The sequence below is a fragment of the Escherichia coli genome (assembly GCF_036503815.1).
Taxonomy (GTDB): Bacteria; Pseudomonadota; Gammaproteobacteria; order Enterobacterales; family Enterobacteriaceae; genus Escherichia; species Escherichia coli_F.
In genome coordinates, this window is the sequence record NZ_AP027764.1 from 3,946,446 (window position 1) to 3,963,314 (window position 16,869).

At 52.1% G+C, this 16,869-nt stretch carries 14 protein-coding genes; all 14 read right to left on the bottom strand.

Annotation, left to right across the window (positions count from 1 at the left end):
* Window positions 1–18: 18 nt before the first annotated feature.
* The 14 genes from accA to frr all read right to left on the bottom strand — a co-directional run bounded on the left by accA (window position 19) and on the right by frr (window position 16,727).
* Window positions 19–978, bottom strand: coding sequence for an acetyl-CoA carboxylase carboxyl transferase subunit alpha (gene accA, locus AABJ99_RS18920; RefSeq protein ID WP_000055746.1), 960 nt, complete (start codon window positions 976–978; stop codon window positions 19–21).
* 12 nt (window positions 979–990) lie between these two features.
* Window positions 991–4,473, bottom strand: a complete 3,483-nt coding sequence (dnaE, locus tag AABJ99_RS18925) for a DNA polymerase III subunit alpha (protein WP_001294748.1) — start codon at window positions 4,471–4,473, stop codon at window positions 991–993.
* Between the two features lie 36 nt (window positions 4,474–4,509).
* The gene (rnhB, locus tag AABJ99_RS18930; RefSeq protein WP_000569424.1) at window positions 4,510–5,106 is read right to left on the bottom strand and encodes a ribonuclease HII; all 597 of its coding nucleotides are present in this window, start codon (window positions 5,104–5,106) and stop codon (window positions 4,510–4,512) included.
* Window positions 5,103–6,251, bottom strand: coding sequence for a lipid-A-disaccharide synthase (lpxB, locus tag AABJ99_RS18935; protein WP_000139668.1), 1,149 nt, complete (start codon window positions 6,249–6,251; stop codon window positions 5,103–5,105). Before lpxB ends, rnhB begins: the two co-directional genes overlap by 4 nt.
* Entirely contained in the window at window positions 6,251–7,039 is a 789-nt protein-coding gene (gene lpxA / locus AABJ99_RS18940) for an acyl-ACP--UDP-N-acetylglucosamine O-acyltransferase (RefSeq protein ID WP_000565958.1), read from the bottom strand. The genes lpxB and lpxA overlap by 1 nt, the downstream gene beginning before the upstream one ends.
* Window positions 7,040–7,042: 3 nt before the next feature.
* Complete coding sequence (fabZ, locus tag AABJ99_RS18945; RefSeq protein ID WP_000210739.1) at window positions 7,043–7,498, bottom strand: 3-hydroxyacyl-ACP dehydratase FabZ; 456 nt, start codon at window positions 7,496–7,498, stop codon at window positions 7,043–7,045.
* A gap of 104 nt (window positions 7,499–7,602) precedes the next feature.
* On the bottom strand, window positions 7,603–8,628 hold the full coding sequence (gene lpxD, locus AABJ99_RS18950; protein WP_001139282.1) for a UDP-3-O-(3-hydroxymyristoyl)glucosamine N-acyltransferase: 1,026 nt from the start codon (window positions 8,626–8,628) through the stop codon (window positions 7,603–7,605).
* 3 nt (window positions 8,629–8,631) lie between these two features.
* Window positions 8,632–9,117 (bottom strand): molecular chaperone Skp, encoded by a 486-nt coding sequence (skp, locus tag AABJ99_RS18955; protein ID WP_000758956.1) that lies wholly within the window; start codon window positions 9,115–9,117, stop codon window positions 8,632–8,634.
* 121 nt (window positions 9,118–9,238) lie between these two features.
* Window positions 9,239–11,671, bottom strand: a complete 2,433-nt coding sequence (gene bamA, locus AABJ99_RS18960) for an outer membrane protein assembly factor BamA (protein ID WP_001240896.1) — start codon at window positions 11,669–11,671, stop codon at window positions 9,239–9,241.
* Between the two features lie 29 nt (window positions 11,672–11,700).
* Window positions 11,701–13,053 carry a sigma E protease regulator RseP gene (rseP, locus tag AABJ99_RS18965; protein ID WP_001298422.1) on the bottom strand — a complete coding sequence of 451 codons (1,353 nt, stop codon included), beginning with the start codon at window positions 13,051–13,053 and terminating at the stop codon, window positions 11,701–11,703.
* An 11-nt stretch (window positions 13,054–13,064) separates the two neighbouring features.
* Window positions 13,065–13,922 carry a phosphatidate cytidylyltransferase gene (gene cdsA / locus AABJ99_RS18970; RefSeq protein WP_000922437.1) on the bottom strand — a complete coding sequence of 286 codons (858 nt, stop codon included), beginning with the start codon at window positions 13,920–13,922 and terminating at the stop codon, window positions 13,065–13,067.
* A 12-nt stretch (window positions 13,923–13,934) separates the two neighbouring features.
* A complete protein-coding gene (ispU, locus tag AABJ99_RS18975; RefSeq protein WP_001517776.1) occupies window positions 13,935–14,693 on the bottom strand; it encodes a (2E,6E)-farnesyl-diphosphate-specific ditrans,polycis-undecaprenyl-diphosphate synthase in 759 nt (252 codons plus the stop codon).
* A gap of 188 nt (window positions 14,694–14,881) precedes the next feature.
* Complete coding sequence (gene ispC / locus AABJ99_RS18980) at window positions 14,882–16,078, bottom strand: 1-deoxy-D-xylulose-5-phosphate reductoisomerase (RefSeq protein ID WP_032183242.1); 1,197 nt, start codon at window positions 16,076–16,078, stop codon at window positions 14,882–14,884.
* A 91-nt stretch (window positions 16,079–16,169) separates the two neighbouring features.
* A complete protein-coding gene (gene frr, locus AABJ99_RS18985) occupies window positions 16,170–16,727 on the bottom strand; it encodes a ribosome recycling factor (RefSeq protein ID WP_000622418.1) in 558 nt (185 codons plus the stop codon).
* Window positions 16,728–16,869 lie beyond the last annotated feature (142 nt).

Sequence of the window (16,869 nt, forward strand, 5' to 3'; positions counted from 1 at the left end):
TTTCAGAACATTTGCTGTTTACGCGTAACCGTAGCTCATCAGGCGCTGATAACGACGATTTTTTAAATCTTCAGTGCTTAACACGTCGAGATCGGCCAGATCCGCCAGCAGTTGCGCTTTCAGAGACGCCGCCATCGCTTCCGGGTTACGGTGAGCACCGCCCAGCGGTTCCGGGATGATGGAGTCAATCAGTTTCAGTTCTTTCAAACGCGGAGCGATGATCCCCATCGCTTCAGCCGCCAGCGGTGCTTTGTCGGCGCTCTTCCACAGAATGGACGCGCAACCTTCCGGCGAAATAACGGAATAGGTGCTGTATTGCAGCATATTCACTTTATCGCCCACGCCAATCGCCAGTGCGCCGCCAGAACCACCTTCACCGATAACGGTGCAGATAGTCGGTACGCTAAGGCGAGACATTTCACGCAGGTTGCGTGCAATGGCTTCAGACTGACCGCGTTCTTCTGCGCCCACGCCCGGATAAGCCCCCGGGGTGTCGATAAAGGTGATGATGGGCATCTTAAAGCGTTCAGCCATTTGCATCAGACGCAGTGCTTTGCGGTAACCTTCTGGCGCTGGCATACCAAAGTTACGGCGAATTTTTTCTTTGGTTTCACGACCTTTTTGATGACCAATGATCATCACCGGACGACCATCGAGACGGGCGATACCCCCGACGATAGCTTTATCGTCTGCATACGCGCGGTCGCCAGCCAGTTCGTCAAATTCATCAAAGGCCAGGCGAACGTAATCCAGGGTATAAGGACGCTGTGGATGGCGTGCCAGTTGCGCAATCTGCCATGCACCGAGATCGGCGAAGATTTTACGCGTCAGTTCTACGCTTTTTTCACGCAGACGATGCACTTCTTCATCGATATTAATATCCAGTTTCTCATCCTGGCGGCTAACCGCAGTCAGAGAATCGATTTTCGCTTCCAGCTCTGCAATCGGCTGTTCAAAATCAAGGAAATTCAGACTCATAGTATTCCTGTATTAGTCAAACTCCAGTTCCACCTGCTCCGAACCAATGAGGCCACGGAGATCGTTTAATAAACGATCGCTCGGAGAGACACGCCACGTCGCGCCAAAACGCAACCGCGCGCGTGCATCCGCCCTCTGATAGTAGAGATGTACTGGAATTGTCCCAGAGCGGTGGGGTTCCAGAGACTGACGGAGTCGGTTTAAAAGCTGGTCATCAATTTGCCTGTCCGTCAGCGAGATAGCAAGCCCGCGAGCATATTTTTCCCGGGCTTCGTCAATATCCATCACTTCGCGAGCGGTCATTTTAAGCCCACCGCTGAAGTCATCAAAGCTGACCTGTCCGCTGACGATAAGTATGCGGTCTTTTTCCAGCAATTGCTGGTATTTATCCAGGGCGTCAGTAAACAACATCACTTCCAGCCGCCCGGAACGGTCATCCAGCGTGCAGATACCGATACGATTGCCGCGCTTGGTGACCATAACCCGCGCAGCAACAACGAGCCCCGCAGCCGTGGTGACTTTACCACGTTCTGTCGGGTGCATGTCTTTCAGCCTTACGCCTCCGACATAACGCTCAATCTCTTTTAAATACTGGTTGATAGGGTGTCCCGTCAGGTACAGACCTAACGTTTCACGTTCCCCATCTAACACCACCTGCTCCGGCCACGGTTGGCAACTGGCGTAGGATTGTTCAATTTGTTCCGGCTCTTCTGCCAGCACGCCGAACATATCAGCCTGACCGATGGCTTCTGCTTTCGCGTGTTGATCAGCCGCCTTTAACGCATCGCCCAGCGAGTTCATCAGCGCCGCGCGGTGTGGCCCAAGACGGTCAAACGCCCCGGACATGATCAGTTTTTCCAGCACTCGCCGGTTTAACTTTTTGGTGTCTGTACGGGCGCAGAGATCAAACAGTTCACGGAAATAGCCGCCTTTATTACGGGCTTCGATGATCGCCTCAATCGGACCTTCACCTACCCCTTTGATCGCGCCAATACCATACACGATTTCGCCGTCGTCGTTGACGTGGAAATGGTAAAGACCGGAGTTTATATCTGGTGGCAGGATTTTCAGCCCCATCCGCCAGCACTCATCCACCAGGCCCACCACCTTCTCGGTGTTGTCCATATCGGCGGTCATTACTGCCGCCATAAACTCCGCTGGATAGTGCGCTTTCAGCCATAACGTTTGATATGAAACCAAAGCATAGGCCGCAGAGTGCGATTTGTTAAATCCGTAACCGGCGAATTTCTCCACCAGGTCGAAGATTTTCATCGCCAGTTCGGCGTTGATCCCGTTCTTTTCTGCGCCTTCAGCAAATACAGAACGCTGCTTGGCCATCTCTTCCGGCTTTTTCTTACCCATCGCACGACGCAGCATATCCGCGCCACCGAGGGTATAACCAGAAAGCACCTGGGCAATCTGCATGACCTGTTCCTGATACAGGATGATGCCGTAGGTTGGCTCCAGTACCGGTTTCAGGCTTTCATGCTGCCACTGCACATCCGGATAGGAGATCTCTTCGCGACCATGTTTACGGTCGATAAAGTTATCCACCATCCCTGATTGCAACGGGCCGGGGCGGAACAGTGCCACCAGTGCGATCATATCTTCGAAGCAGTCAGGTTGCAGACGCTTGATCAGGTCCTTCATGCCGCGCGATTCAAGCTGGAATACCGCCGTGGTTTCCGAGCGTTGCAGCATGTCGAAACTTTTCTTGTCATCCAGCGGGATCGCGGCGATATCCAGCGGCGGCTCGCCATTCTTCGCCCGCCGCTTGTTGATCATCTCCAGCGCCCAGTTGATGATGGTGAGCGTACGCAAACCAAGGAAGTCGAACTTCACCAGCCCGGCGTATTCAACGTCGCTTTTATCAAACTGGGTAACCGGATGTTTGCCCTCTTCATCGCAATAAAGCGGCGCAAAATCGGTAATTTTGGTCGGCGCGATAACCACCCCACCGGCGTGCTTACCAGCGTTACGGGTGACCCCTTCCAGTTTGCGCGCCATGTCGATCAGCGCCTTAACTTCTTCGTCCGCTTCGTAGATTTCCGGCAGTTGCGGCTCGGCTTCAAACGCTTTCGCCAGCGTCATCCCCGGATCGGGCGGGATCAGTTTCGAGATACGATCGACAAAGCCGTATGGATGCCCCAGCACGCGGCCTACGTCGCGGATCACCGCTTTTGCCGCCATTGTACCGAAGGTGATGATCTGCGATACCGCATCACGACCGTACATGTCTGCCACGTGTTCGATAACCTGATCGCGTTTCTCCATACAGAAGTCAACGTCAAAGTCAGGCATGGAGACACGTTCCGGGTTAAGGAAACGTTCGAACAGCAGGTCAAATTCCAGCGGATCGAGGTCGGTAATTTTCAGCGCGTAGGCCACCAGTGACCCTGCACCGGAACCACGGCCAGGCCCTACCGGTACGCCGTTATCCTTCGACCACTGGATAAATTCCATAACGATGAGGAAGTAACCCGGGAAGCCCATCTGGTTGATAACCTGAAGTTCAGTATCCAGACGCTCGTCATACTCCGGGCGACGCTTAAGACGTTCTTCCTCGTCAGGGAATAAAAACGCCAGACGCTCTTCCAGGCCTTCTTTTGCACGCTTGACCAGATAATCTTCGGTGCTCATGTCCCCGGTCGGGAACTGCGGCAGGAAGTATTCACCCAGACGCACAGTCACGTTACAGCGTTTGGCGATCTCAACAGTGTTGGCAAGGGCTTCGGGGATGTCGGCAAACAGCTCGCACATCTCCTCTTCGCTGCGCATATATTGCTGCGGCGAATAATTACGCGGGCGTTTGGGATCGTCGAGAGTAAAGCCGTCATGGATCGCGACGCGGATTTCGTGCGCGTCAAAGTCGCTGCTGTCGATAAAGCGCACGTCATTGGTCGCCACGACGGGCAAACCGCGCGCTTCCGCCAGCTCCACTGCCGCGTGCAGATAACTTTCTTCGTCCGGCCTGCCGGTGCGGATCAGCTCGAGAAAATAGCGATCCGGGAAGTGCTCTTCATAAAATGCAACGCACTCATCTACCAGCGCGCTGTTACCACGCAAAAGGCTGCGCCCGACGTCGCCCATGCGCCCGCCGGAAAGGAGGATCAGCCCTTCGTTTAATTCGATAAGCCAGTCGCGATCGATGATAGGCCCAGCGGCACCGTACCCGCGCTGATACGCTTTTGAGATCAGCAACGTCAGATTCTGATAGCCGGTATTGTTTGCCGCCAGCACCGTCAGGTGGGTTAACTCATCACCCAGCAGGTCGCACTGGACATTAAAATCTGCCCCGACGATAGGCTTAATCCCTGCGCCATGTCCCGCTCCGTAGAACTTCACCAGACCGCAAAGGTTGGTGAAATCGGTGATCGCCAGTGCTGGCATACCCAACGCCGCCGCCTTTTTTACCAGCGGCGCGGTTTTGGCCAGGCCATCGATCATCGAGTAGTCGCTGTGCACCCGCAGGTGTACGAAACGTGGTTCAGACATCTTCAGATTCCGGTTTACTTAATCTCGACACAAGAATCAGGACGCAAGTCCCAGTGCGCGTTTGACAGGCCCAAAGCTGCGACGATGATGTTCAGTCGCGCCATATTCAGCCAGTTTTTCCAGATGAAAAGCGGTTGGATACCCTTTGTGCTGGGCAAAACCATATTGCGGGAAAACAATATCCAGCGCCGCCATTTCAGCGTCGCGCGTCACTTTCGCCAGGATAGACGCAGCACTGATTTCCGGTACGCGGCTATCGCCTTTCACCACTGCCATCGAAGGCATCGGTAATTTTGGGCAGCGGTTACCATCAATCAACACATATTCCGGCGCAATATGCAGCCCCGCGACGGCGCGCTGCATCGCCAGCATGGTCGCGTGTAAAATATTCAGTTCGTCGATTTCGTGGGGTTCCGCGCGGCCCAGACTCCAGCTTAACGCTTTCTCTTTGATCTCTTCGCAGAGCGCCAGACGGCGTTTTTCGCTCAGCTTTTTGGAATCATTCAGCCCAGCAATCGGGCGCGCCGGGTCAAGGATCACCGCAGCGGTAACCACCGCGCCAACCAACGGCCCGCGTCCAACTTCATCCACACCCGCAACCAGCTGCGTGTGTGGATAAACAAATTCGATCATTGTGCTAACTCCAGAACGGCTTGTGCCGCCTGCTCATCGGCATTGCAGCGGATCTGCTGATGCAGTTCACGGAAGGTATCGTGCATCGCGTGGCTGGTTTTCCCGTTCGCCAACAGCGGTAACAGCGCCGCAGCCAGTTTTTGCGGCTCACACTCTTCCTGCAATAATTCTTTGACTAACTCTCTGCCCGCCAGCAAATTTGGCAGCGAGACATACTCGGTTTTCACCAGCCTCTTCGCCAGCCAGAAGGTAAAAGGCTTCATGCGATATCCCACCACCATCGGGCATTTCGCCAGCATGCACTCCAGGGCTGCCGTACCCGACGCCAGTAGCGCCGCATCACTGGCGACCATCGCCTCACGGCCCATCCCATCCAGCAGATGAACCGAAAGATCTGGCGCAACTTCCGCTTTGATACGCTCAAACTGCTCACGGCGTTTGGCATTCACCAGCGGCACCACGATCTCCAGATCGGGGTACGTCTGGCGCAAAAGCTGGGCCGTTTTCAGGAAATCGGCACTAAGCATCTCCACTTCCGCACCACGACTTCCCGGCAGCAACGCAAGACAGTGAGCATCGTGAGGGATCCCCAGCACATCACGGGCGGCATTTTTATCTGGATCTAACGGCATGGCATCAGCCATGGTGTGACCGATAAAACGGCACGGCACGTTGTATTTGTCATAAAACGCTTTTTCGAAAGGCAGAAATGCGAGCACCAGATCGGTGGCTCTGCCTATTTTGAAAACGCGTTTCTGTCGCCACGCCCAGACGGACGGACTGACGTAATGAATGGTTTTGATACCCTGCTTTTTAAGATTACCTTCGAGGGTAATATTGAAGTCAGGTGCATCAATGCCGACAAAAACATCTGGCTTCAGTTCGCCAAAACGCTTTGTCAGATCGGCACGAATATGCAGTAAGCGACGCAGACGCCCGAGCACTTCAACAATGCCCATCACCGCCAGCTCTTCCATTTCGTACCAGGCTTCGCAGCCTTCGGCCTGCATTCGTGGCCCGGCAACACCAACAAAGCGGGCGTTGGGCACACGTTCTTTCAGAGCACGGATTAAACCGGCCCCCAGGATATCGCCGGAGGTTTCTCCGGCGACCAGGGCAATCGTTAATGGACGCTGTTCAGTCATTAACGAATCAGACCGCGCGTTGAGCGTGCAAAGAAATCGGTAAACGCTTTCACTTCCGGATATGTTTCCGCCAGTTCGGCAATTTCCGGTTTCACTTCATCGAGCGTTTTACCGCTGCGATAAATCAGCTTATACGCATTGCGGATAGCGGTAATCGCCTCACGGCTGAATCCGCGGCGCTTCAGCCCTTCGATGTTGACACCGAACGGCGTTGCGTGGTTACCCTGCGCAATGACATAAGGAGGGACGTCCTGCGCCACACCGGAACAGCCGCCAACCATCACGTGCGCACCAATGATGCAGAACTGATGGACTGCGGTCATGCCGCCGATGATCGCGAAGTCGTCTACCGATACATGACCCGCCAGCGTTGCGTTGTTGGCGAGGATGCAGCGGTTACCTACCGTACAATCGTGCGCAATGTGCGCGTTGATCATCAGTAAGTTGTCGCTGCCCACCTTCGTCAATCCACCGCCCTGGACTGTGCCACGATGAATGGTGACGCTTTCGCGAATGCGGTTACGATCGCCGATTTCCACACGGGTCGGTTCGCCAGCATATTTAAGATCCTGGTTGACTTCGCCGATGGAGGCGAACTGATAAATCTCATTGTCGCGGCCAATTTTAGTATGACCATTCACGACAACGTGAGATTTCAGTACGGTACCCTCACCAATTTCGACATGGGGTCCAACGATACAAAAAGGACCAATGTGAGCATTGGCGGCAATCGATGCGCCCTCTTCCACAATGGCGGTTGGATGCACAAAGGCGGATTTATCAATCACGTATCAGGCCTCCCGGCTACGAGCACACATCATCGTTGCTTCGCAAACTACTTTACCGTCGACCAGAGCAACCCCTTTAAAACGGGTCAGGCCGCGGCGCGTTTTTTCGAAAGTGACTTCCATGATCATTTGATCGCCTGGCACGACCGGGCGCTTGAAGCGCGCTTCGTCAATACCGGCGAAGTAGTACAGCTCGCCCGGTTCCAGTTTTCCTACGCTCTTAAACGCCAGAATACCTGTTGCCTGTGCCATTGCTTCAAGAATAAGCACACCCGGGAAAATCGGTTTTCCAGGAAAATGGCCCTGGAAGAATGGCTCATTGACAGAGACATTTTTTACTGCGCGCAGAAAACGACCTTCTTCAAAATCCAGCACGCGATCCACCAGTAAGAACGGGAAACGGTGCGGCAGAAGTTCTAAAATCTCTTCAATCTGCAGAGTATGAGTGTTAGTAGTCAAGATACTCTTCCTGTCAAAATATAAGAAACGACAATAATAACACGGCCTGCCGCAATCGTAAGAATGAGACAGGCCGTAAAGTTTGGCGAACAAAAGATGGAACGTTAGTCTTGTTGATTAACCTTGCGCTCAAGCGATTTCAAACGCTTGCTCATGTCATCAATGTTCATCACCAGTGCAGCGGTTTTGCGCCAGACTTTGTTGGGTTGCAGCGGAATGCCTGAGGAATAGACGCCTGGTTCAGTGATGGGACGCATCACCATACCCATGCCCGTAACCGTCACTTTGTCGCATATTTCCATATGCCCGTTGATTACGCTGGCTCCGCCGATCATGCAGTAACGACCAATTTTCAGGCTGCCCGCCATAATGACGCCACCGGCAACCGCCGTATTGTCGCCAATCACGACGTTATGTGCAATCTGGCACTGGTTATCAATGATCACGCCATTGCCAATAACAGTGTCATCCAGCGCGCCGCGATCGATGGTAGTACATGCGCCGATCTCCACGCGATCGCCAATAATTACGCGACCAATCTGCGGGATCTTCACCCAGTTACCACGATCGTTGGCATAACCAAAGCCGTCTGCGCCTACCACTGTTCCGGACTGGATCAGGCAATTCTGACCGATCTGGATCTCATGGTAAATGGTTACGTTCGCCCAGAGACGCGAACCTGCACCGATTTTGCTGTTTTTACCTACGAAGCAACCGGCACCGATAATCACGTTATCGCCCAGTTCAACGCCGGACTCAATCACCGCGTTAGCGCCAATCGATACGTTGTTACCCAGCTTCGCCGTCGCGTCGATCACCGCACTGGGTGCAATGTTCTGCGCGGGCTGCGGCGTGGTATCTAAAATTTGCGCCATGCGCGCGTAAGTCAGGTAGGGGTTCTTCACTACCAGCGCGGCACTTTTCGCGAAAGGAAGATCGTCCTGGGTCATGACAACCGCGGACGCCTGGCACAAGCCTAAATGCTCACGGTATTTTGGGTTAACCATGAACGTAATGTGACCTGTTTGTGCAGATTGCATGGACGCAACGCCGGTGATGACGATATCGCCATCACCGTGTAGTTCTGCATCCAACTGCTGCGCTAAATCAGCCAGTCGAATTGAAGGCATTACTTATTTAACCTGTTTCAGTACGTCAGCAGTGATGTCTTTTACATCGCTGCTGTTGTAAGCAACGGCGTTTGCATCAACAACCAGATCGATATCCTGGCTGTTGGCAACGGATTTCACAGCAGTCTGGATACGAGTAACCAGTTTGCCGCGTTCTTCGTTGGAACGACGAGCGCGATCCTGCTCAAAAGCCTGCGCTTTCTGAGCAAAAGTCTGGCGCTGAGCCATCACGTCTTTTTCCAGTTTGGTACGATCGCTGCCCGCTTTCATGGACTGCAGCTTTTTCATTTTAGCCTGCAGATCGGTTTCCATACGCTGCAGTTCGCTGGCACGGCCTTTGAACTCATTTTCCAGCGTGTTAGAAACACCGGTTTTCTGCGCTACCTGCTGGAACAGGCTGCCCATATTGACGATTGCAATTTTGTCAGCCGCCTGAGCAGAAGTTGCCAGTGCTAAACCGAGACCTGCCGCTAATAACCACTTTTTCACAATAAACTCCTTACCATCCCATTTGCACCGGAGGGTGCAGTTCTTTGCGTGGCCCGGCGATCTTATATTGATCGCCTAAAGTCATCGCTACACTACCACTACATTCCTTTGTGGAGAACACTTACCAGGTTTTACCGATGTTAAACTGGAACTGTTCTGCCTTGTCTCCATCGTACTTTTTGAACGGCTGGGCGTAGGAGAACACCAACGGCCCCAATGGGGACATCCATTGTAATGCGATACCCGCAGACATACGGATATTGCTTGGATCACTATAGTCCGGATATCCAGAATATTGGCTGGAATCCCAGTTTGTATCCCAAACGGTACCCATATCCCAGAAGAAGGAAGTACGAACCGAGTTAGCATACTTATCGCTAATAAACGGCGTCGGGGTGATGAACTCGAGGCTGGCAACCGCCATGGCGTTACCGCCTACAGCATCATCCGATTTACACAGGTCTTTCGCGCCGTCCTGAGTCGCACATTCGTAATCATAGTCCGGATCATAATTACTGGCCTGATGCGGGAAGTAAACTGCTTTCGGACCAATGGTATTGGACTGGAAGCCACGCACGGTGCTGGAACCACCGGCATAGAAGTTCTCGTAGAACGGCATCTCTTTGCCGCCTAAACCATCACCATAACCCCAGCGGGTACGACCCAGAACAACCCATTTGTGATCGTCATCGATCGGCACATAAGTCGCCGTGTCTAACGTCACTTTGTAGTATTCGTTATCCGATCCCGGAATGGTCACTTTACCGGTCAGGTTGACACGTGAACCATCTGTCGGGAAGTAACCACGGTCAAGCTTGTTATAGGTCCAACCATAGTTGAACGTGAAGTCGTCCGTTTTGAAGCTGTTATCCTGATCAGAGGTACTCGGATGTTCACCCATAGAGTACAGATAACGCCACATCGCAACCTGAGGCTGCATGTTGGACAGGGAGTTATGTACATAACCCAGACCTGCACGCAGCGAGTTATATTCGTTGATCGGGAAGCCCAACGTCACGTCTGTACCATAACTCTTGTTGGTATAGTCGGACAGGTCGGCGTCATCTGCCTGGAAGTCATTATAGAAGAGACGACCACCGAGGCTTACGCCATCTACGGTGAAGTACGGGTTGGTTACCGACAGTTCAGCATAGGTCTGGTAATCGTTTTTGGTCCCGTTGATACCAACAGCATAACCCGTACCTAACCAGTTATCCTGTTGCACACCAGCCTGGAAGCTCACGCCACTTTCAGTACCGTAACCAATCCCGAAGTTGAAGCTACCGGTGTTACGTTCTTTCACCTTGTAGACTACATCAACCTGGTCCGGGCTACCCGGAACACGTTGGGTATCGGTATCGACAGTTTCAAAGAAGCCCAGACGATTCAGACGCTCCTTACCCTGATCGACCAGATCGCTCCCCAGCCATGCACCTTCCATCTGACGCATTTCGCGACGCAGGACGGCATCTTTCGAGGTATCGTTACCTTCAAAACGGATCTTACGCACGTAGAAACGGTTACCCGCATCAACGTTCACGCGTAATTTAACGGTTTTGTCGGCATCGTTAATTTCAGGCATCGACTGTACGCGCGGATAGGCATAACCATAGCGACCAAGAAGCTTTTTAATGTCATCTTCCATTTTGGTCACTTTGGTGCCGTTATACAGCTCGCCCGGCTCGATCTTAGTCAGCTGCTCAATTTCAGCGGAGTGCCCGGCAAGGTTACCGCTCACTTCAACGCCAGAAAGCTTGTATTGATCGCCTTCGGTGATGTTCACCGTGACGTAAATACCTTTTTTATCTGGCGTCAGACTGACCTGGGTAGAGTCAATGTTGAAACGAGCATAACCGCGATCCAGATAGTAGCTGCGCAGGGTTTCAAGGTCGCCTGCCAGTTTCTGTTTCTGGTATTTACGATCGCCTACCACGTTCCACCACGGCACTTCGTCACGCAGTTGGAAATGAGAGATCAGTTCGTCGGTGGTGAAAGCATGGTTACCAACAATGTTAATTTGCTGGATTTCAGCTGATACACCTTCCTGGAACACCAGTTTGAGGTCAACACGGTTGCGCGGCAGCGGGGTCACGACAGCTTTAACGCTGGCGCTATATTTACCGACGCTGTAGTAGAAGTCTTCCAGACCTTTCTCGATATCGGCAATGGTGGTGCGATCGAGGGATTCGCCCACACGCACGCCAGAAGCCTCGAGGTTTTGCTTCAGCATGTCATCTTTCACCGATTTGTTACCGGAGAAAGTAATGCTGGCAATGGTCGGACGTTCTTTTACCTGAACCAGAAGGGTATCACCATCACGAAGGACGCGAACATCCTCAAAGTTGCCGGTAGCAAACAGAGCGCGAATGGTATTACTGATATCTTCATCATTAACCGTGTCGCCTGTGCGCACCGGCATACTGAGGAGGGCCGCACCAACGGCGACACGCTGAAGGCCTTCGAAATGAATATCTTTCACTACGAACCCTTCAGCACCGTATACGGTGGCGCTGCTAAACAGCAGCGACGCTATGAGCAACTTTTTCATCGCCATCGTTATTATGCGTTCTTCCTAACTAACTCTCATAACCGAGAGAAATCATTGAAAAGTGCAAGCCCCATTAACAGCACCAGCAGAATCGAGCCAATGCGATAACAAAAGTCTTGAACCCGCTCGGATACCGGTCCGCCCTTGATCTTTTCGATCGCAAGGAACAGCAGATGCCCCCCGTCAAGTACGGGCAACGGAAACAGGTTAATTATCCCTAAGTTCACGCTAATGAGCGCAAGAAACGGCAGGTAATAAACAACCCCGAGTTCCGCTGTCATCCCAGCCCCCTTGGCGATAGAGATCGGCCCACTGAGGTTGTTCAGTTTCACATCACCGGTGATCAATTTTCCCAGCATACTGACCGTCAGCTTCATCAGCTGCCACGTTTTGTCCGTGGCTTCGACGATAGCGTTGAACGGCCCATACTGGCGTACAACTTTATACTCATCTGGCAAAGGAATGACTTTCGGCTCAATACCGACAAAACCAATCGCTTTACCCTTACCCGGTTTACTCTCCGGGATTAATGTCAAAGACAAGGGACTCCCCTGTCTTTCGATTTCTAACGCTAAGGATTTACCCGGGTTATCCCGGACAAGCATCACAAAGGTCACCCACTGCGTTAAGGGCTGACCATCGACTTTAACGATCCTGTCGCCTGCTTGCAAACCTGCCTTGCTTGCGGCCGAGTTTGGCTGCACATTTTCCAGTACAGGTTCAATTTGCGGGCCACGAGGACGAATCCCCAGCGAAGATACCGGATCTTCTTTATCAGGCTCAAACGCCCAGTGACGCAAATCGAGCTTTACATCCCGTCGTTGGTCGCTGCCAAATGGCGCTACCGTAATGGTGGTGCTTTCATCGCCAATTTTATCGACCAACTGCAAACGCACGGCATCCCAATCAGGCGTTTCGATACCATCTACGGCTTTTAGTTCCGTACCTGGTGCAATTTGTGCTTCCGCAGCAATCGAATTGGCTGCTATTTCGCCAACCACCGGACGTACGCCAGGCACACCAATAATAAAAACCAGCCAGTAGGCAAAGATAGCAAAAATGAAGTTTGCAACCGGACCTGCGGCAATAATCGCCGCACGTTGGCCGACAGATTTATTATTGAAGGCATGGTGGCGGAGTTCCGGAACAACCGGTTCTGCGCGCTCATCCAGCATTTTGACATAACCGCCCAACGGGATCAGGGCGATGACATATTCGGTGCCTAGCTTATCAGTTCGGCGCCAGAGCGCCTTGCCAAAACCTATTGAGAAACGCTCAACGCGAACACCACAACGCCGGGCAACCCAGAAATGACCAAATTCATGCACGGTGATAAGTACACCCAGTGCAACGATGAACGAAGCCAAATCCCAGAGAAAACTCAGCATATTACCTTCCGTTAAAGCGTCCTGAATACCAGTAACAACAAGCAAGCAAAGACCGGTACCGCAGCCGTCAGACTATCAATACGATCTAAAATACCACCGTGTCCTGGAATTAAATGACCGCTGTCCTTAATTCCTGCTTCACGCTTAAACATACTCTCGGTCAGATCGCCGAGCACTGAGGCTAACGCTGCGACAATAGAGCAAATGAGTAAGGTGACGGGAGCGACGTCGAGATTCGCCCACATGCCATAACCCCATGAGATTACCGCTGCAGTCGCGAGTCCACCGATAAAGCCTTGCCAGGTTTTACCCGGAGAAACCTTCGGTGCCAGCTTATGTTTACCAAACAATTTGCCAAACATATATGCGCCAGAGTCAGCGCCCCATACCAGGATCATGACATAGAGCAGCCATATTGCGCCACTGTAATGATTCTCGTCGTAGTGCCAGGCCCGTAACGCCAGCATGCCCCAGAAGAAGGGAACAATGGTTAGCACGCCAAAAATAATGCGCAATGTTTTAGAGTTACGCCAGATTGCTGCGGAACCTGGGTAAAACAGCACCAGCAATAGCGCGACAATCCACCAACCCAGCGAAGCCCAAAGTGAGATTTCAACCAGCGGTTGATGAATATTTCGGTGATATTCCGGCAACAGAAAAAGCATCAGCGCCAACAATAACCCACATAACACCGCCAACCATACTCGCTGCGAGCGAGTGGTAAAACCGCTAAGCTGTCCCCATTCCCACGCTGCCAGCATGCAGACCACCAGCGTTACAATGGCGAACCCCACCGGCGGCAACAGAAACAACGCCGCGATGACGACGGGTATTAACACAAAAGCAGATATCAGGCGATACTTCAGCAAAAGCGACCCCCATCAGGCTGTTTCATCACCGGGCTCGGTGCCGCCGAAACGACGCTCTCGATTAGCAAAGGCATTTAACGCCCCTTCAAAGTCTTGTTCATCGAAATCGGGCCAGAGAACATCTGTAAAGTAAAGTTCGGCATAGGCAATTTGCCAAAGCAAAAAGTTACTAATGCGATGCTCTCCCCCAGTCCTAATTACTAAATCTACAGGGGCCAGTTCATGCATACAGACATGCTGGTTTAGCATCTCTTCATCTATCTGATCTGGTTGCAGGTTTCCTTGCTGCACCTTTTCAGCCAGTTGCCTGACTCCCTGGACTATATCCCAACGTCCACCGTAGTTCGCCGCAATATTCAGCGTTAGACCGGTATTTCCGGCTGTTAGCGCTTCCGATTTACGAATACGTTCTTGCAAACGCGAGTTAAAGCGACTGGTATCGCCAATAATACGCAGACGTACGTTATGTCGGTGCAGGCTTTTTACTTCGCTATCCAGCGCCCAAACAAACAGTTCCATTAACGCACTGACTTCCTGCGCTGGTCGGTTCCAGTTTTCACTACTAAAGGCATACAGCGTTAACGCCTCAATACCGTTGTTGGCCGCAAAAGAGACAGCCCGGCGGACGGATTTTGCCCCGGCTTTATGCCCAAAGGCACGAATCTTCCCTTGCTTTTTTGCCCAGCGACCATTGCCGTCCATAATGATCGCAACATGACGACAGCCATGTACTGGCAATTTTTCGCTAAGTGGTTGAGTAGCAGACAACATCACGCGTTTCTTATTCCCTGACAGGGTTTACGGTACTCAGGAATACTGAAGCCTATACAAAAAAAAGCCGTGTAAAACCACGGCATACCTGACCTTATAAAGCCAACTACTTATGGTCAGATGGCGCAGACTATATCACTGAAGCCCTACGCTAACAAATAGCACGACTCTCTGTAGCCGGATTATCCTCAGCTTGCGAGACGCGTCACCTCTTTTCTGGCGACTTCACGCGCGTTCGTATCAACAGATAACACATCGTCCACGCATTGTGGTTCGCGCATATCCATTTTTTCCAGTACGGATAAATTCAACGCGGCGATATCCGTAAAGCGGATTTGTTGCGCAAGAAAGGCTGCAACGGTGATTTCGTTTGCGGCATTCAATGCAGTCGTCGCAGCCTGGCCTTGTTCGAACGCGTCCATTGCCAGTTTAAGGCATGGATAGCGATCATAATCCGGTGCGGCAAATGTCAACGCACTGAGTTTGCAAAAATCGAGCGGCTTCACACCAGAGTTCACGCGATTCGGCCAGGCCATGGTGTGGGCAATTGGCGTACGCATATCCGGTTCACCCAACTGCGCCAGAACACTGCCGTCCTGATAACGCACCATTGAGTGAATCACTGACTGCGGATGAATCAGCACTTCCATCTGGCTGGCACTGGCGTTAAACAACCAACGCGCTTCAATGTATTCCAGACCTTTGTTCATCATGGTAGCCGAATCGACAGAAATTTTACGCCCCATCGACCAGTTCGGATGACGGCAGGCTTGATCCGGCGTCATTGTTGCCAAATCGCGCAATGGCGTCTCACGGAAAGGGCCACCAGACCCGGTAAGCAAAATGGACACCACGCCATTTTGCTCAAGGTCAGCGTATCCCAGATTATGCTGGATAGGTTGCGGTAAACTCTGAAAAATGGCGTTATGTTCGCTATCGACTGGTAACAATTGCGCTTTACTCTGCTTTACGGCGTCCATAAACAGACGTCCGCAAGTGACCAGTGATTCTTTATTGGCCAACAAAATGGTTTTACCCGCGCGGATCGCAGCAAGCGTAGGCAACAGGCCAGCTGCGCCAACAATAGCTGCCATCACCTGATCAACATCCTCAAGCGCTGCCATATCGCAAGCGGCTTGTTGCCCACTTAAGACTTCGGTGCGGCTACCCTGTTGCTGTAGCATCGTTTTAAGAAGTTTCGCACTCGCTTCATCGTCCATTACGGCATAGCGGGGAGAGAATTCCAGGCACTGTTCTACCATGCGAGTGACATTTTTGCCTGCCACCAGCGCAACTACGCGGAAGTGTTCGGGATTATGGCGCACCACGTCCAGCGTGCTGCAACCAATCGAGCCGGTCGAGCCCAGAATGGTGAGTTGCTTCATGAAACATCCAGAGTTGAGACAGAATAAAAAGCAAAACGCCGCCAGCCGATCCGCAAGGATCTACTGAGCGGCGTTTTTGTCGTTCAAGAAATCAGAACTGCATCAGTTCTGCTTCTTTGTCTGCCAGCGCCGCTTCAATTTTCTTGATTGCAGCATCAGTCAGTTTCTGTACATCGTCCTGAGAACGGCGATCGTCGTCTTCGCTGATCTCTTTATCTTTCAACAGTGCTTTCACTTTGTCGTTCGCGTCACGACGCACGTTGCGTACTGCAACACGCGCTTGCTCTGCTTCACCACGAACGATTTTGGTCAGATCTTTACGACGTTCTTCCGTCAGCGGTGGCAGCGGAACACGAATGTCGCTACCCGCAGAGTTCGGGTTCAGGCCAAGATCGGACGCCATAATCGCTTTTTCAACGGCCGGAGACATTGAACGATCAAACACGTTGATTTTCAGAGTACGGGAATCTTCTACCGTTACGCTTGCCAGCTGACGCAGCGGCGTCGGCGTGCCGTAATATTCCACGACAATGCCATCCAGCAGGCTGGGAGAAGCACGACCCGTGCGTATTTTGCTGATTTGGGTTTTGAACGCTTCTACGCATTTATCCATGCGTACTTCAGCATCTTTTCTGATATCGCTAATCACGTTACGAATCCTTGAAAACTTGTCTCAGTCAGACCAGACAGTCACACACAGTGGAAGTGTGCTAAGTATAGCCCTGATTAAACATATTACGGGTAATCGTCTGGATTATTAGGCTATTTTATTTGCCATTTTGGCCCCGGGC